Source organism: Sphingobacterium siyangense (assembly GCF_007830445.1).
Lineage (GTDB): Bacteria > Bacteroidota > Bacteroidia > Sphingobacteriales > Sphingobacteriaceae > Sphingobacterium > Sphingobacterium siyangense.
In genome coordinates this window covers 122575-144511 of record NZ_VLKR01000010.1, presented here as the reverse complement: position 1 = coordinate 144511, position 21937 = coordinate 122575, and the positions used below count along the sequence as shown (strand labels likewise).

Sequence of the window (21937 nt, the reverse complement as noted above, 5' to 3'; positions counted from 1 at the left end):
GCATGGATAAAAGAAAGTTATAAATGGATTTAGAAGAAAAAAGAAAATTGATTTTGAATTCAGCCACCAGAAGGTTTTCCTTTTACGGCTACTCAAAAACAAAATTGGAAGAAATAGCCCATGACATTTCAATTTCAAAAGGGCTTTTATATTACTATTTTCCCGATAAAAATTCATTGTATCTTGCAGTGATACAGGATTTGACAAATACCTTTTTTACTGATCTTGAAGGTGAGTTAAAGGATATTCCTGAAGCTCAGACTGCTTTAAAATTGGCCATTCACAGAAAATATGCTTTCGCTCAAAAGTATCATAAGTTCCTCCAGTACCCCCCTTTGATAAAATACCAAGGTCTTAGAAAGCTTTCATACCCACTGTGGGATAAGAGCAAAGTAAGAGAACGATCATTATTCATTAAAATAATAACGGACAGACTGGGTGTTCTCTCTGAAAAAAACAAAGGTATACTACTAACATTTATTGAATGTATTGAAGTACTCTACCTATCGGTTGTGGTAAATTACGTTGGTGATATTCCACCGGATGATATGGCAAAAGAATTTGATAGAGTTGCAAATCTTCAGAACGTTTTGATTCCGGTTCTCTTAAAAGAGCTTATCTAAGATATTCGATAACGCTTTAAGGTTAATCTGCTGTTATACTTTACTGCCTTCCTCGTTTTCTTTTTTTTCTCATTCGATGAGCAAAATCCAATTCCTCATAGTCTTCGCTTTGTGTGTCGGGAAGCAGGCCACCTAATGCATCGACCAGGCCTGTCTCGTCTTGTAAAACAAGAGGAGTTTCTTTATCCAGAAAATCAAAAAGCTGATGTATTGGCTCCTGGTCAACAAGAGCCCTCCCTTTTTCTGAAGGAGGAAAAAAGACAGAAGTGTTGTCTTGATTTAACTGGATGGGAATTTCTTTCCATAGTTCATTAAATACATTGGCAGAAAGGTTCTTTCCTAATTGTGATCCATTCCATACCGAGCGGGATTCATGGTCAATAAAAGTTATACCATAGATACGCCCCTGGGCATTTTTCCTGATAACAGTATTTATTCCTTGTTCCCGTAACTGATGTACAAAACTGCTTTCACTGGTGGAACTGCTTATAGCAACCTCAACTGTAGCTTTTAAAATAGATCCTGCTTTGTTATTTTTCAATTGTTGTTTTGAGTGTTCAAAATGTTTATTTAGATGTTCCAATCCTGCATGCTTCCCAAACAAAGAAGCTTTAAAAGGATTACTGGCTTTTTCTCCTTTGGAATCCAATGCGAAATAAACCATTCCTTCTTTTACCTGTCCCTGAACTTCTCCCTTAACTTCTTCGGCAGTGATATTGAAAAGGGAAAGTAACGCATTATAGCTGCCCAGTGTTTGGAAGCTATAGTATTTAGGTAAGTATCTGACAACAGAAGCAATCTGGCTTTTGATATTTCCTTTAAGAGGATCCACTGGTCTGAATGCGAGTTCTTCACGTGCCGATTCTTTCTTTAATGCCGGTTTTAAACCATATTTCTCTTCAAGACTTCGACATATGGCCATAGACTGAGGATGATCATAGGAGTCAGAAATCTTTTTACCGTCCAATTCAAGACAGGTACTAACAATATGGATATGGGTGCGGTCTATATCTGTATGTTTAAAGACAACATATGGCTGATTGCCGTATCCCATTTGTTGCATATAATCGGTTGCAATATCTCGAAAATTCTCATCTGTAACTTTATCCGAAGGATCTGGATTCAAGGATATATGGCGTACAGGCTTCTCGGTTTTATTATTTGCCAACAAATACGGTTCAAAATAACGCAGAAAATACGGTGCGGAATATTTACCATCCAGTGTTTCGGAGATCTTATTGAGTAATAAAACCTGTCCGTTTTCTGCATCAACTTTTAGCATATTATAGGAAAGTGCACCGTAAAAATTCTCTCCTTTTCCGATTTTCGCAATCATAATTTCAAGGTTATTTTAAATATTTTGCTTCAAATTCCTGTGTCAATTTTATTACTTGCTGACATAAAAGGGCCATTTCAGCAGTTTGCTTTTCCAGTTTAAAGAGATAGGCAGCCGCTTTTTTTTCTGAAAAATTCCTGTAAAGTACCTTTACAATCTGGTTATAATTGACCCCTACTGCTCTAAACTGACTAAAGAGTGCACTCAACTTTGAATGGTAATCCAGCGCATCTTTGTCAATCTTTACCATCTTGAGTTCACGGTTAAAAATCAGTGTTATTATAAACTTCGCCTTATTGTTCATCCCTGAAGCTTCAAAAAGGGACAATAGCTTAGCATTTTCTTCATTTGTAAGACGAAAAACATGGCGGTGGGTACTTGGGTTAATCTTTGGTTTACGTCCCACATTTTTCTGTTTCTGCTTTCTATTTTCTTCCATAATAATTCTTTTAAAAATCGAGCCTCGTGTGAGCCAGTTATCAATCTCAATCTTACCAAATCCCGACTTCGGAGGGTATTTGTCAGCCCCCTGCAAGGGCAAGTCGTTTTGGGGCACGAAATTCATTTCGAGTGCCTCAAAACATAACTTGCTCTGAACATGTGTTCAGATAATCCGCCCTTCGGGACGGATTCCAAATAGCAGGGAAAAATGATATGATCCTTTTTTCAGAGTAAGACAGACTTGTAATAACTATTCCCATTTGTTCATCAGATTGAAATCTTTACAAAGTAAAGTCCTTGAAATGGAACTATTGTGCTGGTGAACCCAGCCAAAGGACGCCTCAGAACGCCATAGTATGCCAGCTTAAAATAAGCAAAGGAACTCTTGGTTTTCTTTGTTTTAAAGTTTTAAAGCAGTGTTTTAAACGGTGCGGAAAACAGGCAGGAAAAACAGCTTTATCATATGTAAACTATAAAAGAATAAGGTTTTAAAATTATAAAACTGTAAAAGCATAAAAGCATAAAAATTACAAAGCTAAAAAGCATACAGGCAATAATGCAACTGGTTTTATATAAAGACTACTATATACAAAAGCATATAACTGTAAAAAAATATAGGAATACGGCAGGTAAAGAATTTTATAAACTATAAGGGATTACAGCAATGCAGGAAGCAGGAAAAATGTAAAAGAATACATCAATAAATACTTAAATAATGGAAACAGTAAAACAAACTTTAAAAATCAGTTTTTACACCCAAAAGGGTGGTGTAGGAAAATCTACAATTACAACCCTTCTGGCAAGTGTACTGCACTACCGACTAGGCTTTAACGTTTTGGTAATGGACTGCGATTTCCCACAGCACAGTCTTACCAATATGAGGGAACGTGACAAGAAAACTATCATGCAGAGTGACTATCATAAAAAGGCGGCCATGAAGCAATTTCAAACCATTAATAAGAAAGCTTACACTATTATTAAATGCAATGCAGAAAATGCACTGGAGAAAGCACTGGAACATATCGATAGAACAGGTATACTCCCTGAGGTTACTTTATTTGATTTACCGGGAACTGCAAATACGAAAGGCGTGCTTACTACACTAAAAGCTATGGACTTTATATTTTCCCCAATTACGGCAGACCGGCTCGTGGTGGAAAGCACGCTAGGATTCACCAAAGCTTTTCTCCAATTGCCCGAAATAGGCAAGAATAAAAAGGATCAGTCCATTTGGTTATTTTGGAACCAAGTAGACGGAAGAGAAAAAACAGGACTTTACGATGCTTACCAAGCCGTTATTGATGAACTCAAGCTCTCTGTTATGGATACCAGGATCATGGACAGTAAAAGATTCCGTAAGGAAACAGATGATACCGGAAATTATGTTTTCCGTTCAAGTCTGTTACCTGCAGATCCTCTATTGATGAAAACGACACGAATGGACACCTTCATAGAGGAATTTTTAAGAATAACAAATCTCTAAAACAATGCTTTATGGCTAATGACAAAACACGCAAGGATTTTGAAAAACCCATTGTCGATGAGCAGTACCTGATGAGTATCATGAGTGGAGATGAGACTGCCTCAGAACCACAAGCTGCTCAAAAAACGCATGAAGAAAAGGAAAATAAACCTAGAGAAAAGACTAGAAATAGCTCTTCCAAAAAAGTAGATTTTGAAGATACGTTCTTGGTTAACCGATTTCCCTCAGGACGCAGTGGTAAAGTTGTATATATACGGCCAGAATTCCATGAGAGGCTACTGCGTATAGTCCAATTGACCAGGGAGGAGAAAACAACCCTTTATTCATACATCGACAATATACTTGAATACCATTTCAGAGAATTCGGAAATGACATCACCGAATTCTATAACCAACGGAACAAACCCATTTTATAAAACATTAAAAGGAAACTACTATGGAAACTCCAGTAAAAAAGAAAAATGAAGAATTACGCATCAAGGAATATACCAGCGTTTTTCTTCAACCAACTGAATTTAAGGCCAAATCAGGAAAATCTGTTTATATCAGTCCTGATTTTCATGAAAAACTGGCAACTGCCGCATTTATGTTCGGCAATGGTAAACTCAATATCTCAGATTATCTCCACAGCATATTGAGAAAACACTTTGAGGAATATGGCAAGGAAATCAAAACAATGTACAGTAGAAGACGTAAACCTTTTTGAATATGGAAGTAGTAATCGTTATCTGTTTGATTCTGGTCATTATTCTTTTAGCAAAAGACAAAATCATTATCAACAAAGTAGAAAAAAAGCAGGATAAATCTCCTGTGAAACCTTTGAAATTACCTGAAATAATGGGCGTTCCAAAGCCGAATATTAGACTTTCACAGCCAAATGTCGCCTCTGAAGGACAAAAAGCAAAAGCAAGCAGTGAAGTTAATAATTTTGAAACAGAAGTCAACGAAAGGGATTTTGCCATAGAGATTCCGCAGGAAGAACTGGATGATGTTTTTGGAATATCTCCCGACCTAGACGAGGAAGAAAATGAATGGATGGGATATGGAGAGCCAAATGGCGAAGACGGACTGGCCAGAGGGGTTACCTTTGAAGAACTGAATACCGTGGGGTCACTGCTTCAGGAAGAAGTACTGGAGCCGGCCTTGCAGATACAAGCGGTAGATATCGTTCAAAGAATACAGGGGACCGAGCTTTACAGCCTATTGGAAGACTCTATTGAAAATGCTTCTCAGAAGATAGCAAGGCTATTGGATCGGAGTATAAATTCTGAAACGGATTCTGGTTCTTCCACTATGCGGGACAACAATTTGGATGACTTTGACATTGGAGAATTTGTGTGACTGATAAGTCACACAAATTTTATTTTAATCTTTAATAATATTATTTATTCTGTCAAATATTACTCTTTCATAATTATCAAAAGATGCCGCTATACGATTTGCATCATTTTGACTCATTGAATCGTAATACTCCACAATCTTCTGCGGTACACCATAGTCACTGGCAATTCTTGCTTCTTCACTAAAAGCATTATACTCCAATTTTATCAATAAAACATCTATGCCAGATGCATCATCATAAGGTATCCGATCTCTTTGAGAAACATAAAACCTGTACATGAGGTTAAAAACACCAATATACTTGACCAGCTGATATTTAAAGGTATTATAAATAAGAGAAGAAGCTTTTCTCATAGCACTATTTACAGCCCTGGACGAATTAGGGTCATTCTCTTTCCCAAGATGATAACTGTATACACCTCTAAATCCATTGGTAAGGTAACTATTGAGTGAAGCAACCAGAATGGAGTAATAATTGGGGCTGAATTTATCTTTAAAGGTGTTTTCAATCATTGCCTTTAGATTTTCATTTTCCACCACTTCAAAAATCACCTCTAGTATGGTCTGGAAGCCATCTTTTTCCAAAGCCATTCGCGGAGCATTCAACCTTGCTATAAACCGTCTAATTCGTAAATGGGAAAGTGGGTCAAGAGCTACAATATTATCATAGATTTTCATTTTATCCCTTTTACTGATGACCTTAAATTGTGACAATATATGATCCGGAATCCCCCTGGCTTCCTGCATGGCTTTTATTTCGAGTAATCGTTGACGACTACGATCATCAAGGTATTTTTCAGGAGTCATTTCATCATCAATTTCTTTCTTTTCTACAAGCGGATCATAGTTTTTATGTGTAATCTGTTCACCTGTACCATCAATGACCTCCATAAATTCATTATCAAGGGTAATTAAACGACCTTTATAATGTTCCATAAAACGTCCCGCTCTGCCGGCGATATTCTTGGCATCAAAAGTTAGCAGTGGCTTACCAAATCTGCCACCGCCTTTCTCACTTTTATAAACGAGCATATTTTTTGCCGTAGTATTTACGCCTTCGGTTATTGTAGTTGTGGAAGTCAGCACCTTTACACCTGATTGAGGGCTATTAAATAAGGAGATTATTTCCTTTTGAATATATTTAGGAACCATGCCGTGATGTACGCCAACCCCTTTTAATAGGGCCTGGACAACAATCCATTTCTCATCGAAATTAGACCTAAGATGGTCAATAAAAGCACTATAGAATTGCGTATTTAACTGAGCCCGTTCAAAATCTGTGGCTACTTTTTCCGCGTTTCCTTGCGTATTGCAGTAAACAATGGCATTTTCATCCCTCAACAGAATGCGATCCAGTATCTCTTGAATTTTATCTTTTTTAGTTGATTTCCCTTTGAAATCAAGTTCAAGGCCATCAAGAATTATTTTTCCCTTTTCTTTTTCTACACTCTTTTTTATAACCTTGACTATCTCATATTCATTTCTTAATAACTTTTCAATTCCAAAGTCTTTAAGGAAAAGGTCGAAAGATGGATTATAACCCTCCCGATTTTGTTCAAAAACTTCGATATAGGGGCCTGCCAGAAAAATATCAATATCAGTATATTTTGAGAATCCGTAAAACAGTGACATCCTATAGGCAACATCCCGTTCATTCTCCTTTGCCTCGTTATCAATGATATAACCGTTATCAATCTTATATACTTCATCTATGAATATAAAATCAAGGTCGATATTATGATTTTTATCCAAAAAGGAAAGAAAGCGTTCCGGTGTAAAGATGAAGATATTGTTTTCCTCAAAACCAATTGGAGAATCGCTCAATGTATGCACCTGATATTCCCTTGGAAATCTGATTGTCTTATTTTTTATCCTAGTGAGGTTTTCGGTAAGTAGGGCAATACTAGGAAATATAAGTACAATATTCCTGTAACTCATTTTCTTTATGATCTCATAGACCAGATGTGTTTTTCCAAAAGAAGTGGATGCCGAAAGAAAATAGCGGTTTATTTTCTCCTTGCTGAAAAGATCAAGTATTTCCTTTTGATACTGGTGTAACTTAGAATGTTCATCAGTATACAAAGAAGATTCGTATAATAAAGATGAGATCGTACTTAGACATATATTATCTTCCTCAACTACCAAGGAACGATCTTCAACAAATTTATAAAGGATGTCATAATAATGAGGCACCCCAACTTTGGAAGAAAGATGGAGTAAGAACCTACGGTCAGAATCGTCGATATCTTCATTTTTAATAAAATCAAAATAGTCACAGACCTCGTTTAATAGAACATGTCGTGGTGTCACTCCTTCATGAAAGGAGTTTAAGGTAGTTACAACGTTAAGGGTTCTTTGCTGTCTATCCATTTGATAATTGTTTCTTTACAGGTTTTGGCACTTTCAATCGGAACTAGGATAAAGAATATAGAGAAGTCTATAGTGATATTTTTAAATTCCAGATCAGCATAGTTGTCATTTATATGTTTGATAGCAGTCTCTACAGACTGTTGATAATCCCCATTTACTAAATCATAGGTTATCAATATTGGGTAAATAAGTTTTATGTTATTATCTAAGAGTTCCTTTTCCAGATTGTCAATGATGCATTTATCCCATTTATCCAGAATTTTATAAAGTTTAGAATCTTTATCGGCGATATTTCCTTTAAACTGTACAATAGTCGTAAAATTCGTATTTACCAGGTAATCATCGGAAATAGCTTTCTGGATATTGTCGAAGACTTTATTAATCGCAGATTTTACATCCTGGTAAAACTTGGTTTCACCAAACCATAGTTGAATTTCATCTTCAGATTGGATCAGGTGAAAACAGTCATAACCGGTAACCTCAGATTTCTTTTGGATGTCGTAAAAGTAACCACGGGAAACCAGTGTTTCGTTTCCGTAGTAGACCTTCAATATTGCATACAAGAGCGCTTCACCATATATACCTAGCTTCAATTTAGCCAGATCGCTTGCCGAATAGTTGTATTTGAATTTGGTATTAAATGCCTTTAAAAACATCTTTTGGTGATCACCATCAAGCAGTTGAAATTCATCAAAGGCATAGTATAGAATACTTTCATAGATAATTCGGGACAGATCTTCTGCATTATCTGCTTTGTAACAATCGTCAAAATAATCTATATGAGTTACACAGGATTTTTCTATTGGGAGCGTATCATGTGGTAAATTATACTCTAATAATACAGTTTTCTTGATTAGATCTATAAGAGAGGGCTTCATTAATAATATTATCTAGGTATTGGTGGTTCATAAATCGCTATAAATAAAACTAATTTAATGTTTTTTTTGGTTTGTTATTGGTTTTTAAGCAAATATTATTACGAAAGGTTAAATATTTATGATTTGTTGTATCACAAATCTTAGTTTTCGTGTCAGATTAATTATGGACAATATCTCGTTTACATTCTTAGGTATGAAAGAAACCTCAAACTTGTCCAGATTTTATAAAAATTCTGTTTCCCACATACTGCTTTTCCGGTTTGATGTATGAAGCTGTTCTTTAGTATTCTAAGGCAATTCAATAAAAGTGGCTGGAATGAGATAATATTTGGCTCACTTTTAAAATAAAGCGTTTTTTTTCCTTCATAAATTCGTATAACCAAATGATTTTCAATCAAACAACATTTTGGTTATCACATTATGGAAAATATAAAATTACGAGATAAGTTGCTTGGTGCATGGTCATTAGTATCCTATGAAGCAAAAGATGAAAGCGGTAATATTTCCTATCCTATGAAGAATAATTGCCAAGGGATCATTATGTATACAGCCGATGGATATATGTCAGCACAAATGATGATTCCAGGACGACCTGCATTCAAAATAAACGATTTAAGCTATGCAACAAATGAGGAGTTTGCGGCTGCCGCTTCAAGTTATTTAGCCTATTCAGGTCCATTCTATGTAGATGAAGACACCCAAACTTTACGACATGAAATGACCATAAGTCTTTTTCCCAATTGGTTAAATCAAGTTCAAATAAGGCTAGTGGAAATTCATGGCGATAAACTGCATCTAGGTACCGAAGGTCCTATTTTAATTAATGGAAAAATGCAGAATACATTTCTGATTTGGGAAAGAAAACCCTTTAATAACTAAATATCATAAATTATGTCAAATAAAATAAAACACGTAGCAGTTATTGGTACCGGGGTAATTGGAATTAGCTGGGTAACTTATTTTTTGAGCAAAGGATTAGAGGTTACAGCAAGTGACCCTGCTCCTGATGCCGAGGAGAGGCTAAGAAAAGGCATTACTTTAAACAATCCCGATATATCACTGGAACTTCTTCATTTTGAAGTAGATCCTGTTAAGGCGGTTAAAGGTGTGCAATTTGTACAAGAAAATGGCCCCGAAAGGCTTGAAATAAAACAAGAACTTTTTGCAAAACTTGATGCAGCCACTGATCCCTCAGTACTGATAGTAAGCAGTTCAAGCGGGATTCAGGCATCGGAATTCCAAATGTCAGCGAAGCATCCGGAGAGAATATTATTAGGTCATCCCTTTAACCCACCGCACCTGATTCCTTTAGTTGAGGTATGCGGAGGAAAGGCTACATCTGAGGAAGCCGTTTTGCAGACAATCGAATTCTATAAATCTATTGGCAAAAAGCCTATCCGTTTGCTAAAAGAAAAAAAGGGGCATGTGGCTAACCGTTTGCAGGCTGCTCTTTGGCAAGAAGCATTTTACCTGGTTAAAGAAGGCGTTGCTTCAATAGAAGATATTGATTTGGCTATTTCTCAGGGACCAGGATTGAGATGGGCCTTATTAGGACCATTTCTTAATCTTCACCTTTCAGGCGGAAATGGAGGAATTAAACATGTTTTAGAACACTTAGGTCCACCTATGGAGTCATGGATGAAAGATCTGGGAACGATAGAGATTGATCAAAATTTGATAGAACTAATATCAACAGAACTATCAAATGTACTCAAAGGCAAAGACTTGCAGAAGATTATTGACGATAGAAATAAAGTATTATTAGATCTGATGGATATGAAATCCAAAGCAGTAGAACTACCTTAAAACAAATAGAATTATGACACTTAACGATAAAATAAAAAATGCGCTGGACAATCCCTTAAAAACAACAGAAGGTTTTGATCTGAATGATGAGCTTGAAAAATTACTCAATGAAATTGGTCTTACACAGAAAGATTCTGGGGGCAATATCGAATTCACAGGAAAAGATCCAATTGTTAAAAGCGTATTTCGCCTTGCTAGTGCCTCTGCCATTGTTTTGGCAGCAAAAGCAGTAAGCATAGCAATGCTTTGGAAACAAAGAAGCGGAAACGGCCAAAATATTAAAATCAACTTAGGACAGGCTTTACACAGGTTATCTCCATTTTATGATAAAAAATGGGAGTTCTTAAACGGTTTTAACCCAGAAATGCCAAATGATCCCACCAATCCTTTCATGCCTAACTTTATTTATGAAACGGCCGACAATAAGCATGTACTTTGCTGCAATCTTTACCCTAGATTAAAAACTGCTGCTTTACGGTTTTTAGATTGTGCAGACAGTCAAGAGGCTGTTGCGGCAGCGATCAAGAAATGGAATGCATTGGATTTGGAAAAAGCAATGAATGAAAAAGGTTTACAGCTGACCATTGTTAGAACTCCACAGGAATTTTTATCTGAACAGCAATACCTTGACTTATTGGAAATGCCTCTAATTGAAATTACAAAAATTGGAGATAGTGAACCTGAGCCTTTGCCACAGGGAGGTGAAAATCCTTTAGATGGAATTCGTGCTTTGGGAATGGGACATGTTATCGCTGGTGCAGGTGCCGGAAGAGCATTAGCACTTCATGGTGCCGATGTTTTAAATATTTGGCCTTCCCATGATTTTGAAATCGATCTTATTTATTACACAACGGCTGTTGGACAACGTTCTGCTACTTTAAATCTTAAAAAAGAAGAAGGATTAAATAAGATGAAAAGCCTCCTAAAAGATACCGATGTTTTTTTCCATAACAGAAGACCTGGCTACATGGATAACCTGGGATTGAACGCTGAAGAAGCAGCAAAGATCCGCCCAGGAATTATTCATGCTGGAATATCATTATGGGGTAGCAAAGGACCTTGGACAGATAGAATTGGATTTGATCAAAATGCAGGTGCAGCAACAGGAGTTTTTGCCTTAGAAGGTACTGCGGACCAACCAAAACTTTCAGAGATATTTGTAGTCAATGACTACATTATGTCATGGCTTACAACTATTGGAATCAATGTTGCCTTAGCAAGAAGAGCAAAAGAAGGCGGCAGTTACAAAGTTCACGTTTCGCTTGTCCGAGCAAGCATGTGGCTTTTCTCATTAGGTATTTTTGATAAAGAATACGCCCATGCTACCGCAGGCTCTTCACCGGATCATTACTATACCGATCCCGAAACATTTGTAGCCGAAACACCTTGTGGAACTTATCAGGGTGTTACTGAGCAGGTTTATATGAGTGAAACTCCGGGTTTTTATAAAACTGTTCTGGTACCGAGAGGTTCAGGGAAACCTGAATGGTTAGACAGATAGTTAAAAATTAGCAGCCTTCTCTATTGTAAACGATAAGGCTGCTTTTTATTTATATCTATAGCCTGTGGCTATTTACAATTTTAAAAAAAAGAATCAATCTCGATATCAATAATATACTCAACAAAAGGGATACTGCTTTTAAAGAGTTCTTTTTATATAAATTTGTAAACATGTTTGATTTATTAGAATTTATAGCAGAAATAGATAGAATTCCAAATTCTATCTATGTAGTACATGAAACTAACGAATATAAATTGCCTACACACTCGCACTGTAAAGGTCAACTGATTTATATCGATGGAGGGGCTGCTTATATTCAAATGGTAGATAAAACACTTATTATCCCCTCACGACATTATGTTTGGATTCCTAAAAACAGCCCACATCGGGTAGAGATGAGTAAATCGGTGATTATCCGAACGATTTATTTTTATGATGTGGACAAGGATCCTTTTTTTCAAAAGGACGGTATTTATCCGATGAATCCCCTGTTAATGCAAATGCTAACATATACTGAAAAATGGTCAGGACACATCCTTCCAGGAGATGACGGGTATTTTTTCCTCATGGGCATTAAAGAAATATTACCTAAAATAAGTAAAAAATCACTTCCGATTTCTGTTCCAGTTACAGACAATCAGCGAATAGCTCCGGTACTCAAATATGTTAATGATCACATATATGATAATCTTACCTTGAAAATCCTAAGTCATGATACAGGATTTAGTGAAAGAACACTTTCTCGCCTGTTTCAGCGTACAATGAAGATTTCTTTTCTGCAATATTTTAAATTGCTAAAAATGACCAAGGCAATAGAAATGATGATTGAGACAGATATTTCCTTAAGTGAAATTGCCTACTCACTAGGCTACGGCAGTATTTCGGCATTCAGCAATACATTCTATCAGATTGTAAAAATCAGACCCTCAGAGTTTGCAAAACAACTGACAAACTAATTCAAATATATTTTATTCTGATCGAAACTTAAGGACCTAGTAAAGGTCCTCATCTTTATAAAGCCTATTCTTCTTTCTATGTTATCCCATTTAGTCTTACAAAGATAATAAATACGATTGTGTCATTCTCAGCCAAATTATGCCTCTGAAGGTTACTTTGGAGCCCCCTAAAGGGAGTACAAGTATATTTATTGTCATTATACTTAGCATGAATTGAAGAAATATGAAAAGAGAATTGCCTATACTGAATATAGAAGGGACAGATTTCCTTGTGGATGTAAAGAAGTTTGAGCTTAGAGAGAAAGGAAACCCAAAGAATTTTATTGGCCTGGAGGACATGCGTGACTTAGGCGATGGCTATACATTTTTATTTAGCCAGGAGAGCAAGAACCTTCCTTCTTTTCGAGGTAGGCTGGAGAGTATCACCGTGAAGATACCTGAATTTGTGGTACTCGATCCGGCAGGTATGGCTGAGAAGTACAAATTAAAACCTGATGAATTAGCAGGGAAAACCGATTTTGATCTTATGGTAGACCAAAAGGCAGTGGACCTGCGGGTGAACAACGGCTTACTACCAACAATTAATATTGCAGGACATTCTTTCTATGTCGATATCCGTATGGATATGCTCAGACCCAAAGACGACTTCCTTTCATCGGGTATACGGTTCTCAGAAATCGACAATTTTTACGATGAAATCAGAAATGCCTACTTTATACCTTACGACCCAAAAAAACATGAGTACAGGGAAATTGATTATGAAACAATCAAGGAAATCCCCAAAGACCTTATTGTGGTTAGCTTTCCAACAGCAAAAACCCTTGATCCCATTGGCTGGAACAGACATCATGGCTTTGATGCTTTGGACGGCCTGAAAGAGACTGGCTTAAAATCTCATTCCAAAGCTAAAACCGCAACCTGGGACGATATCTCTGTCCCTTTGGTGATCAAAGAAAATCTGGAAAGGGAACGTAAGGTACAAAATAACAAGCCTGATATTAAATCTGTGGAAGCCAAACAAAAAAACACCAAGGGCAGAAAGATGTAATTACTTCATCAACTTGATAAACTGGCTTGCATATTGTTCTGCTAGTTCCCTACTGTGCTCAACACTTACTGTTTCTTTATTCCATGCTGCCTTTTTGGTCCAGTTATACGATCCGTGTACAACTGTTTTTAGGTCAATAACACAAAATTTATGGTGCATGATATTTTCGAATGGCCCCTCCTTAGGCATCCGCTTTGCCTCAACGAAATCTTCATATTTAAATCCATTTTTCCTGTTGATATCATCATCAAGAACAATTAGGCGAACATTTAAGCCCGCTTGTTTTTTGTCATAGATTGCCCGCATCAAAACCGGATCGGTAAACCAGGCGACGGCTATCCAAATAGAAAACTGCGCAGCATTTACCTGTTGGAGAATTTTGGCTTGTATATCCTCAAAATGTACTTCAACTTTAATCTTATCTGGTACTTTGGCACCAATAACATTGTACTTTCCACTGGCTCCATGCAGTCTATACTTTTCTTGCTGTAACGTTTTGTTGATTTCTTCAACTGCTTTTTCGATAGTAAGCGATTTATCCTGAGCAAAATGCTCAGCGTTGAAAACAATTTCCAAAAGCTCCACCATTTCGGTCTTACCGTTTATTTCATTTAACCTTTTTAAAACATAGGCATTTCGGCTTAATCCCTCAGGCATACCCCCGTCACCAAATTTATAAACGTCTTTAAAACCGACCTTGTTAAAAAGCTTCAAAATATTAGCACCAGTTAATCTCGGAGTAAGCTCATTATCCCCTGAAATAAATTCTTTTAAAGTGTCAATTGCAAGATCTGATAGTTTCATTTTTTCAGTAACGGTTTATATCTAGCTAAAATACCACCTTTTAAGATAAGTTTCAGCTATAGTCTATTGAAATAGTACAAATTCCCCCGTTCAAAACAGCGAGTAAACAGCCTTTGAAAGACAAATAATACCTCTGAAAGACAGTTTGTTAGAGTGCTTTGATTTCCGTGACAAATTTGTTCCCAGAGCCCACAAGAGCGGGTAAATGTGTAACAAATTAATTCATTCAAATTATGGAAAAACAAAGAAAAAAACTACTGCTGACGGCTTTGGCCATCTTGTCAGGGTATGGAGTGTTCGCCCAAGGAAACGGTTCTGCAGGGATCAACGAGGCAACACAGATGGTAACTTCTTATTTTGATCCGGCCACGCAGCTCATCTATGCCATTGGTGCCGTAGTCGGGCTTATTGGAGGTGTAAAGGTGTACAACAAATTCAGTAGCGGAGATCCCGACACTAGCAAGACCGCGGCAAGCTGGTTCGGTGCCTGTATCTTCTTGATCGTGGCTGCCACCATTCTTCGTTCATTCTTCCTTTAATCAACCGTCCTATGAATAATTACAACATAAACAAAGGGATAGGAAGAACCGTAGAGTTTAAGGGGCTGAAGGCACAGTACCTTTTCATTTTTGCAGGGGGGCTTTTGGGCGTGCTTGTCCTGGTAATGGTGATGTACATGGCAGGGGTAAATTCTTACGCCTGCCTGTTCATAGGTGTTGGTGGCGGTTCACTTATTATTTGGCAGACATTCTCACTCAACACAAAGTATGGCGAGCATGGTCTGATGAAAGTAGGATCCAAAAAAAGGCATCCTAGATACATTATTTGCCGCAAGCCTGTATCCAGTTATTTCAAGTACAATCCAAAATCAATTCGCTCATGAGAAACATGTCAAAAGCGGCAACACTGGAAAGTAAGTTTCCATTGTTGGCAGTAGAAAACCATTGCATCATTTCAAAGGATGCAGACATTACCGCTTGCTTTATGGTACATCTGCCAGAGCTATTTACGGTAGCCTCTGCAGAGTATGAAGCCATACACTCGACTTGGCACAAGGCGATAAAGACCCTGCCAGATTTTACTATTGTGCATAAACAGGACTGGTATATCAAGGAGAACTATGCGCCCGATATTGCACAGGACGGGTTGAGCTTTCTGGCAAAATCCTATCAGCAACATTTCAACGAACGTCCATTTCTGAATCATTACTGCTACCTCTTCCTGACCAAGACCACTAAAGAAAGGATGCGCATGCAGAGCAATTTTTCTTCTTTATGCAGAGGTACGCTCATTCCTAAAGAAATCAGAGATAAGGAAAATATCCAGCGTTTTATGGAAGCTATTGCACAGTTTGAGCGAATCGTAAATGATTCGGGCTTTGTGAAGCTGGAGCGCCTGACGGAAGATGATATTATTGGAACCGGAGAAAAACAGGGATTGCTGGAGCAGTACCTTACACTGTCCAGAGAAGCTGGCACCCCGATGCAGGATATTGGTTTGGGAGCTGAGGAAGTACGAATCGGCAATAACCGTATATGTTTACATACGCTTTCCGATACTGATGATCTACCTGGAACTGTATCGGCAAATACCCGATATGAAAAACTGTCAACAGACAGAAGTGACTGTCTGCTTTCTTTTGCCGCTCCTGTTGGTTTACTCTTGAGTTGTAATCACATCTACAACCAATATCTGTTTTTGGACAACAGTGAAGCCAACTTGCAAAAGTTTGAAAAATCGGCCAGAAATATGCATTCCCTGGCACGCTACAGCAGAGCCAATCAAATCAATAAGGAATGGATAGAAAAGTACCTGAACGAAGCCCATTCTTTTGGATTATCCTCAATAAGGGCACATTTCAATGTAATGGCATGGTCGGATGATGCTGCCGAACTCAAGCAGTTAAGGAATGATACAGGTAGTGCACTTGCCCTTATGGAGTGCAAACCAAGGCATAACACAACGGATGTCGCTACACTGTACTGGGCAGGTATGCCTGGCAATGCAGGTGATTTTCCAAGTGAGGAAAGCTTTTACACTTTTATCGAACCTGCATTGTGCTTCTTCACAGAAGAGACAAATTACAAAAGTTCAGCTTCACCCTTCGGTATTAAAATGGCTGACAGGCTTACTGGCAAACCTATTCATTTGGATATTTCCGACCTACCGATGAAACGTGGAATCATCACCAACCGGAACAAATTTATACTGGGCCCTTCGGGATCAGGAAAATCCTTTTTTACCAACCATATGGTACGTCAATACTACGAGCAGGGAGCGCATGTCCTTTTAGTCGATACCGGTAACTCCTACCAAGGACTCTGTGAACTGATCAAGGGAAAGACCAAAGGGGAAGACGGGGTATATTTTACATACACCGAGGATAACCCGATTGCTTTTAATCCCTTTTACACTGATGACGATGTATTCGATATCGAAAAAAGAGAAAGTATCAAAACATTGATATTGACCTTATGGAAAAGGGATGATGAACCTCCAACACGTTCGGAAGAAGTCGCGTTGTCAAATGCTGTAAGTGGATATATTGAGAGGATCAGAACTGAGGATACCTATCCTTCATTTAATGGTTTCTATGAATATGTTCGCGGAGATTACAGAAGTGTTCTGGAGGGAAAACAGGTAAGAGAAAAAGATTTTGATGTAGCAGGTTTCCTCAATGTACTTGAACCATATTACAAGGGCGGTGAATACGATTACTTGCTGAACTCCACCAAACAGGTTGACCTTCTATCAAAGCGCTTTATTGTATTCGAAATCGATGCGATCAAGGATCATAAAATTCTATTTCCTATCGTGACAATCATCATCATGGAGGTCTTTATCAATAAGATGCGAAGACTGAAAGGTATTCGTAAGCTCATATTGATCGAGGAAGCCTGGAAGGCAATTGCCAAGGAAGGCATGGCCGAATATATTAAGTATTTATTTAAGACTGTTAGGAAGTTCTTTGGTGAGGCTATCGTGGTTACCCAGGAGGTTGACGACATCATCCAGTCTCCGATTGTAAAAGAAAGTATCATCAACAATAGTGACTGTAAGATTTTGCTTGACCAGCGAAAATATATGAACAAGTTTGATGATATCCAAGCGATGCTCGGTCTGACCGAAAAGGAAAAATCACAGATTCTATCCATCAATATGAACAACGACCCAAAACGGCTTTACAAAGAAGTTTGGATTGGTCTGGGTGGAACTCATTCTGCGGTTTATGCCACAGAGGTCTCGGTCGAGGAATATATGGCCTACACAACAGAAGAGACTGAGAAGATGGAAGTTATGCGCCTTGCAGAGCAATTGGATGGAAACGTAGAGCACGCTATTAAGCGGATTGCTCTCGAAAGAAAAGAAAAGCAGAATAATTATTAAACCATTTTAAAATCGATTTACAATGAAAAAAATCATTTTCATGGTGTATGCAGTACTATTGTTTGCTGCTGCACCTTCAGCAAAAGCCCAATGGGTTGTGACCGATCCAACCAACTTGGCACAAGGTATAGTCAATACGACCAAGCAGATTATACAGACTTCCTCAACCGCCACCAATATGATCAACAACTTCAAGGAAGTTCAAAAGGTCTACAGCCAGGGCAAAGAGTATTATGACAAACTCAAAGCGGTAAACAATCTGGTCAAGGATGCCAGAAAGGTACAGCAGACCGTATTACTTGTGGGCGATATATCAGAAATGTACGTCACCAACTTTGGAAAGATGTTAAATGACCCTAATTTTTCCCCACAGGAACTTATTGCAATTGCAAATGGCTATTCGGCACTCTTAAATGAAAGTACGGAACTGCTGAAGGAGTTAAAACAGATGATCAGTGCGACATCCCTTTCGCTAAATGATAAGGAACGCATGGATTTGGTGGACAACCTGTATAAAGAGGTTAAAGATTACCACAGTCTGGTTCGTTACTATACGAACAAAAATATTTCGGTAAGCTTCCTGAGAGCTAAAAAGCAAAATAACAGCAAAAGAGTACTCGAACTCTATGGTACTGCTAATCAAAAATACTGGTAATTATGGAATTCAATAATCTTCATGAAGTATTAAGATCACTCTATGATGAGATGATGCCTCTGTCCGCCGATATGGCGGCAGTGGCCAAAGGTCTGGCTGGTCTGGGTGCTTTATTTTATGTAGCCCTAAAGGTATGGCAGGCATTAAGCCGGGCAGAACCGATAGATGTATTTCCATTGCTCCGACCGTTTGCCCTTGGAATATGCATTATGTTTTTCCCAACGATAGTACTTGGAACAATTAATTCTGTGCTAAGTCCAGTAGTACAGGGAACACACAGTATACTTGAGAATCAGGTTTTAGATCTGGGTGCATTACAGCAAAAGAAAGACCAATTGGAACGAGAAGCGATGCTTCGAAGCCCAGAGACGGCCTATCTGGTTTCCGATGAGGAGTTTGATAAAAAGCTGGAAGAACTCGGTTGGTCACCATCCGATCTGGTCACAATGACTGGAATGTACATCGAGAGAGAAATGTACGAGATGAAAAAAGCTATAAGGGATGGATTCAGAGAATTTCTGGAAATACTCTTTCAGTCTGCAGCACTGGTAATTGACACTTTAAGAACCTTCTTTCTCATTGTATTATCAATCTTAGGTCCCATTGCTTTTGCGATATCGGTATGGGATGGATTTCAGTCTACGCTTACCCAATGGATAACACGTTATGTAAGTGTTTACCTCTGGCTCCCGGTAGCTGATTTATTTAGTTCTATGCTCGCAAAAATACAGTCATTGATCATAGAGAAAGATATTCAGAGCCTGTCCGATCCAAATTTTATTCCCGACACTTCGAATACTGTGTATATCATATTTATGATCATCGGCATTGTGGGTTACTTCACAATTCCAACGGTCACTGGCTGGATAATCCAAGCTGGAGGTGCAGGAAACTATATGCGTAATGTTAACCAGACAGCAAGCAAATCTGGAAATGTTGCGGGTGCCGGAGTAGGTTCTGTATCAGGAAATATCAGTGGCAGACTGATGGGCAAATAAGTAGTGATTAACTAATCAATAAAGATAAAATGGAATTTAAAACATTGAGAAATATCGAAAACAGCTTTAGGCAGATCAGACTGTATGCCATCGTGTTTGCACTACTTTGTGCGGGGATTGCGGGCTATGCGCTTTGGTACTCCTATCGTTTTGCAGAAGAACAGCGTCAAAAGATTTATGTGTTGGATAATGGAAAATCGCTAATGCTTGCTCTCTCACAAGATGCCAGTATTAATAGACCTGTAGAAGCCCGGGAGCACGTACGCCGTTTCCACGAATTGTTCTTCACCTTGGCTCCAGACAAAAATGCTATTGAAAGCAACATGAAACGGGCTTTCAATCTAGCAGATAAATCTGCATTTGATTACTATAAGGACCTTTCTGAGAAAGGATACTACAATCGCATCATTTCGGGCAATGTGCAACAACGCATCGAAGTGGATAGTGTGGTATGCAATTTTGATAGCTATCCTTATGGGGTAAAGACCTATGCTAAACAGTTTATCATCCGCTCAAGTAACGTCACCAGAAGAAATCTGGTTACCTCCTGTTACTTGGTGAATTCTGTCCGCTCGGATAGCAATCCGCAAGGTTTCAACATCGAGAAGTTCAGTATACTGGAAAACCGCGACATCGAAGTTATTGAACGTTAAAAAAATGGAAATGAAAAAAATCAGAAACTCAATAGACAATTGGATGAACGACCTGGATTTCCGTTGGCGTGAACTTCCGATCAAGAAACAGCATCGATATACCCTGTACTTCTTTTTAGGATATCTGCTGCTTACCTCGGGAGTGATAGTAAAAATACTATATGACACCGAAAGTTCAGATAATGGGTTGAAAATCGAACATATCAAAAATCCTGTAATTAAAACCAGAGAACCTTCCAAGCAATTGCAATTACAGGATTCAATAACAACAGTTTTAAAAAATAAATTGTATGAAAGAGAATGAAAACAAAAAGTCCGTTCGGGTTACTGATGGTACCTTGAACGAAGTCTCGGATGTACTGAAAGATAACAATCAGAACAAGATCGAGAAATTAAAAAAGCCATTGATATTTGGCTTAATGGGAATCGTTTTTGCAGGATGCCTATACCTTATTTTCAAACCTGCTGAAGACAAGAAGAAAACAGAAGAAATCGGGCTCAATGATGCAGTTCCTCAGGCTACGGATGCTGGTTTGCAATCCGATAAACAGAAAGCCTATGAGCAGGCTATTCTGGATCAGAAAACTGAAGAAAAGAAAAATAGTCTAACATCCTTATCAGATTATTGGAACAATGAAAGTGCAGCGAATCCCAATGAAGAACCATCCAATAGAAATGAAGAACAGGGATACGGAGCCACTGGGGGAACTAAAGCATATAACAATCCTGCTTTAACCAGTTACAAAAGTGCGCAAAGTACCTTAGGTTCATTTTATCACGATGACAATTCTGAGACCAATGACTTACGTAAGCAGGTGGATGAACTCAGAAAGCAGCTAACCGATCAGCGAACTGCACCAGCTCCAACTGTAGATGATCAACTAGCCTTGATGGAGAAATCCTATCAAATGGCTGCAAAATATCTTCCTACGGGCAGCACAACTTCGGGGCCTCCGGGAACAAAGGACATCGATGTGGAGGTATCCAGCACAAAACCTGCTCCAACTGCCAGAAGCGGACAGAAAGAAAGTTTTGTTTCTTTCACACCAGCACGCAAGAACGCTGTTTCGGCTCTATACAGGGAGCCATCAGACAGTGTGTTTTTGGCAAGCATGAACGAAAACCGCAATCGTGGCTTTTACACGGCTGGAGTATCAGAACAAGTTGTACAACCTAAAAACAGTATACGTGCTGTGATCCAGGAAACACAAGAGGTAACGGGAGAAAGCGGGGTTCGTATCCGTTTACTGGAAGCTGCCAAAACCTCAAATCGTACAATTCCTCAGGGAACGGTTTTGTCCGCAACTGCAAAATTCCAGCAGGGACGCTTGCAATTGGAAATCACCTCGGTTGAATTGGAAGGAAACATCATTCCTGTCTCCATTTCTATCTATGATATAGATGGTCAGAAAGGGCTCTATGTACCATACTCACCCGAAATGAATGCCCTTTCCGAAATAGCTGCAAATATGAGCCAGGCTTCAGCAACAAGTATCATGATGACCAGCTCTGCAGGTCAACAGATTGCAGGAGATTTAACAAGAGGTGTGGTTCAAGGTGTATCAGGCTACTTCTCAAAAAAAATAAGGACACCAAAAGTTACCCTGAAGGCAGGACATCAGGTATTCCTTCTTTCCAAGAATTAATTGTTCAAAAA

23 protein-coding genes are annotated in these 21937 nt (G+C 38.3%); 18 read left to right on the top strand and 5 right to left on the bottom strand.

The annotated features are described in order from the left end of the window. The first annotated feature begins 23 nt into the window (after nt 1-23). Complete coding sequence (locus IQ31_RS11110; RefSeq protein WP_145328006.1) at nt 24-623, top strand: TetR/AcrR family transcriptional regulator; 600 nt, start codon at nt 24-26, stop codon at nt 621-623. 40 nt (nt 624-663) lie between these two features. Here IQ31_RS11110 and mobB read toward each other — a convergent pair whose 3' ends face one another. Beyond that, nucleotides 664-1959 carry a conjugal transfer protein MobB gene (gene mobB / locus IQ31_RS11105; protein ID WP_145328005.1) on the bottom strand — a complete coding sequence of 432 codons (1296 nt, stop codon included), beginning with the start codon at nt 1957-1959 and terminating at the stop codon, nt 664-666. Nucleotides 1960-1969: 10 nt separating this feature from the next. Beyond that, nucleotides 1970-2398 carry a conjugal transfer protein MobA gene (gene mobA, locus IQ31_RS11100; RefSeq protein ID WP_145328004.1) on the bottom strand — a complete coding sequence of 143 codons (429 nt, stop codon included), beginning with the start codon at nt 2396-2398 and terminating at the stop codon, nt 1970-1972. A 717-nt stretch (nt 2399-3115) separates the two neighbouring features. Between mobA and IQ31_RS11095 the strand changes: the two genes are divergently transcribed. Genes IQ31_RS11095 through IQ31_RS11080 form a run of 4 tightly spaced genes read left to right on the top strand, consistent with a single transcriptional unit; the run spans nt 3116 to nt 5224 of the window. Further along, the gene (locus IQ31_RS11095; protein WP_145328003.1) at nt 3116-3883 is read left to right on the top strand and encodes a ParA family protein; all 768 of its coding nucleotides are present in this window, start codon (nt 3116-3118) and stop codon (nt 3881-3883) included. 11 nt (nt 3884-3894) lie between these two features. Further along, the gene (locus IQ31_RS11090; protein WP_145328002.1) at nt 3895-4299 is read left to right on the top strand and encodes a DUF3408 domain-containing protein; all 405 of its coding nucleotides are present in this window, start codon (nt 3895-3897) and stop codon (nt 4297-4299) included. A gap of 20 nt (nt 4300-4319) precedes the next feature. Further along, nucleotides 4320-4589, top strand: a complete 270-nt coding sequence (locus IQ31_RS11085; RefSeq protein WP_145328001.1) for a DUF3408 domain-containing protein — start codon at nt 4320-4322, stop codon at nt 4587-4589. A gap of 2 nt (nt 4590-4591) precedes the next feature. Continuing rightward, a complete protein-coding gene (locus tag IQ31_RS11080) occupies nt 4592-5224 on the top strand; it encodes a conjugal transfer protein TraD (protein ID WP_145328000.1) in 633 nt (210 codons plus the stop codon). 24 nt (nt 5225-5248) lie between these two features. Here IQ31_RS11080 and IQ31_RS11075 read toward each other — a convergent pair whose 3' ends face one another. Both IQ31_RS11075 and IQ31_RS11070 read right to left on the bottom strand, forming a co-directional pair. Next, complete coding sequence (locus IQ31_RS11075) at nt 5249-7594, bottom strand: helicase (protein WP_145327999.1); 2346 nt, start codon at nt 7592-7594, stop codon at nt 5249-5251. Next, nucleotides 7561-8472, bottom strand: coding sequence for a Hachiman antiphage defense system protein HamA (locus tag IQ31_RS11070; RefSeq protein ID WP_145327998.1), 912 nt, complete (start codon nt 8470-8472; stop codon nt 7561-7563). Before IQ31_RS11070 ends, IQ31_RS11075 begins: the two co-directional genes overlap by 34 nt. A gap of 420 nt (nt 8473-8892) precedes the next feature. On the opposite strand from IQ31_RS11070, the gene IQ31_RS11065 reads away from it, so the two are divergent. From IQ31_RS11065 to IQ31_RS11045, 5 genes are all read left to right on the top strand, one after another. Continuing rightward, a complete protein-coding gene (locus IQ31_RS11065; RefSeq protein ID WP_145327997.1) occupies nt 8893-9351 on the top strand; it encodes a lipocalin-like domain-containing protein in 459 nt (152 codons plus the stop codon). Nucleotides 9352-9363: 12 nt separating this feature from the next. After that, a complete protein-coding gene (locus tag IQ31_RS11060; protein ID WP_145327996.1) occupies nt 9364-10278 on the top strand; it encodes a 3-hydroxyacyl-CoA dehydrogenase NAD-binding domain-containing protein in 915 nt (304 codons plus the stop codon). A 13-nt stretch (nt 10279-10291) separates the two neighbouring features. Next, complete coding sequence (locus tag IQ31_RS11055; protein ID WP_145327995.1) at nt 10292-11779, top strand: CoA transferase; 1488 nt, start codon at nt 10292-10294, stop codon at nt 11777-11779. Between the two features lie 170 nt (nt 11780-11949). Further along, nucleotides 11950-12735: an AraC family transcriptional regulator gene (locus tag IQ31_RS11050; RefSeq protein WP_145327994.1), complete on the top strand. Its 786-nt coding sequence runs from the start codon at nt 11950-11952 to the stop codon at nt 12733-12735. A gap of 223 nt (nt 12736-12958) precedes the next feature. Then, entirely contained in the window at nt 12959-13783 is an 825-nt protein-coding gene (locus IQ31_RS11045) for a hypothetical protein (RefSeq protein WP_145327993.1), read from the top strand. Here IQ31_RS11045 and IQ31_RS11040 read toward each other — a convergent pair whose 3' ends face one another. Next, nucleotides 13784-14587: a phospholipase D-like domain-containing protein gene (locus tag IQ31_RS11040; RefSeq protein ID WP_145327992.1), complete on the bottom strand. Its 804-nt coding sequence runs from the start codon at nt 14585-14587 to the stop codon at nt 13784-13786. Between the two features lie 233 nt (nt 14588-14820). Here IQ31_RS11040 and IQ31_RS11035 point away from each other — a divergent pair, with 233 nt between their 5' ends. Genes IQ31_RS11035 through traM form a run of 8 tightly spaced genes read left to right on the top strand, consistent with a single transcriptional unit; the run spans nt 14821 to nt 21926 of the window. Beyond that, nucleotides 14821-15126 (top strand): DUF4134 domain-containing protein, encoded by a 306-nt coding sequence (locus tag IQ31_RS11035; protein ID WP_145327991.1) that lies wholly within the window; start codon nt 14821-14823, stop codon nt 15124-15126. A gap of 11 nt (nt 15127-15137) precedes the next feature. Next, the gene (locus IQ31_RS11030; RefSeq protein ID WP_145327990.1) at nt 15138-15470 is read left to right on the top strand and encodes a DUF4133 domain-containing protein; all 333 of its coding nucleotides are present in this window, start codon (nt 15138-15140) and stop codon (nt 15468-15470) included. Beyond that, nucleotides 15467-17974 (top strand): TraG family conjugative transposon ATPase, encoded by a 2508-nt coding sequence (locus IQ31_RS11025; protein WP_145327989.1) that lies wholly within the window; start codon nt 15467-15469, stop codon nt 17972-17974. Before IQ31_RS11030 ends, IQ31_RS11025 begins: the two co-directional genes overlap by 4 nt. Nucleotides 17975-17996: 22 nt before the next feature. Next, nucleotides 17997-18629: a DUF4141 domain-containing protein gene (locus tag IQ31_RS11020; RefSeq protein WP_145327988.1), complete on the top strand. Its 633-nt coding sequence runs from the start codon at nt 17997-17999 to the stop codon at nt 18627-18629. A gap of 2 nt (nt 18630-18631) precedes the next feature. After that, nucleotides 18632-19627, top strand: coding sequence for a conjugative transposon protein TraJ (gene traJ, locus IQ31_RS11015; RefSeq protein WP_145327987.1), 996 nt, complete (start codon nt 18632-18634; stop codon nt 19625-19627). Between the two features lie 29 nt (nt 19628-19656). Next, complete coding sequence (gene traK, locus IQ31_RS11010; RefSeq protein WP_145327986.1) at nt 19657-20280, top strand: conjugative transposon protein TraK; 624 nt, start codon at nt 19657-19659, stop codon at nt 20278-20280. 10 nt (nt 20281-20290) lie between these two features. Continuing rightward, entirely contained in the window at nt 20291-20584 is a 294-nt protein-coding gene (locus IQ31_RS11005; RefSeq protein WP_145327985.1) for a nitrogen regulatory IIA protein, read from the top strand. Further along, complete coding sequence (gene traM / locus IQ31_RS11000) at nt 20571-21926, top strand: conjugative transposon protein TraM (protein WP_145327984.1); 1356 nt, start codon at nt 20571-20573, stop codon at nt 21924-21926. Before IQ31_RS11005 ends, traM begins: the two co-directional genes overlap by 14 nt. Nucleotides 21927-21937: the final 11 nt, after the last annotated feature.

Bases quoted from the DNA above. Each gene is read 5' to 3' on its own strand.
- IQ31_RS11045 (WP_145327993.1), top strand. From the start codon at position 12,959: ATGAAAAGAGAATTGCCTATACTGAATATAGAAGGGACAGATTTCCTT.
- IQ31_RS11095 (WP_145328003.1), top strand. From the start codon at position 3,116: ATGGAAACAGTAAAACAAACTTTAAAAATCAGTTTTTACACCCAAAAG.
- IQ31_RS11005 (WP_145327985.1), top strand. From the start codon at position 20,291: ATGAAAAAAATCAGAAACTCAATAGACAATTGGATGAACGACCTGGAT.
- IQ31_RS11060 (WP_145327996.1), top strand. From the start codon at position 9,364: ATGTCAAATAAAATAAAACACGTAGCAGTTATTGGTACCGGGGTAATT.
- traM (WP_145327984.1), top strand. From the start codon at position 20,571: ATGAAAGAGAATGAAAACAAAAAGTCCGTTCGGGTTACTGATGGTACC.
- IQ31_RS11040 (WP_145327992.1), bottom strand. From the start codon at position 14,587: ATGAAACTATCAGATCTTGCAATTGACACTTTAAAAGAATTTATTTCA.
- mobA (WP_145328004.1), bottom strand. From the start codon at position 2,398: ATGGAAGAAAATAGAAAGCAGAAACAGAAAAATGTGGGACGTAAACCA.
- IQ31_RS11035 (WP_145327991.1), top strand. From the start codon at position 14,821: ATGGAAAAACAAAGAAAAAAACTACTGCTGACGGCTTTGGCCATCTTG.
- IQ31_RS11080 (WP_145328000.1), top strand. From the start codon at position 4,592: ATGGAAGTAGTAATCGTTATCTGTTTGATTCTGGTCATTATTCTTTTA.
- IQ31_RS11085 (WP_145328001.1), top strand. From the start codon at position 4,320: ATGGAAACTCCAGTAAAAAAGAAAAATGAAGAATTACGCATCAAGGAA.
- IQ31_RS11020 (WP_145327988.1), top strand. From the start codon at position 17,997: ATGAAAAAAATCATTTTCATGGTGTATGCAGTACTATTGTTTGCTGCT.
- IQ31_RS11055 (WP_145327995.1), top strand. From the start codon at position 10,292: ATGACACTTAACGATAAAATAAAAAATGCGCTGGACAATCCCTTAAAA.
- IQ31_RS11075 (WP_145327999.1), bottom strand. From the start codon at position 7,594: ATGGATAGACAGCAAAGAACCCTTAACGTTGTAACTACCTTAAACTCC.
- traJ (WP_145327987.1), top strand. From the start codon at position 18,632: ATGGAATTCAATAATCTTCATGAAGTATTAAGATCACTCTATGATGAG.
- IQ31_RS11090 (WP_145328002.1), top strand. From the start codon at position 3,895: ATGGCTAATGACAAAACACGCAAGGATTTTGAAAAACCCATTGTCGAT.
- IQ31_RS11030 (WP_145327990.1), top strand. From the start codon at position 15,138: ATGAATAATTACAACATAAACAAAGGGATAGGAAGAACCGTAGAGTTT.
- IQ31_RS11050 (WP_145327994.1), top strand. From the start codon at position 11,950: ATGTTTGATTTATTAGAATTTATAGCAGAAATAGATAGAATTCCAAAT.
- mobB (WP_145328005.1), bottom strand. From the start codon at position 1,959: ATGATTGCGAAAATCGGAAAAGGAGAGAATTTTTACGGTGCACTTTCC.
- IQ31_RS11070 (WP_145327998.1), bottom strand. From the start codon at position 8,472: ATGAAGCCCTCTCTTATAGATCTAATCAAGAAAACTGTATTATTAGAG.
- traK (WP_145327986.1), top strand. From the start codon at position 19,657: ATGGAATTTAAAACATTGAGAAATATCGAAAACAGCTTTAGGCAGATC.
- IQ31_RS11025 (WP_145327989.1), top strand. From the start codon at position 15,467: ATGAGAAACATGTCAAAAGCGGCAACACTGGAAAGTAAGTTTCCATTG.
- IQ31_RS11110 (WP_145328006.1), top strand. From the start codon at position 24: ATGGATTTAGAAGAAAAAAGAAAATTGATTTTGAATTCAGCCACCAGA.
- IQ31_RS11065 (WP_145327997.1), top strand. From the start codon at position 8,893: ATGGAAAATATAAAATTACGAGATAAGTTGCTTGGTGCATGGTCATTA.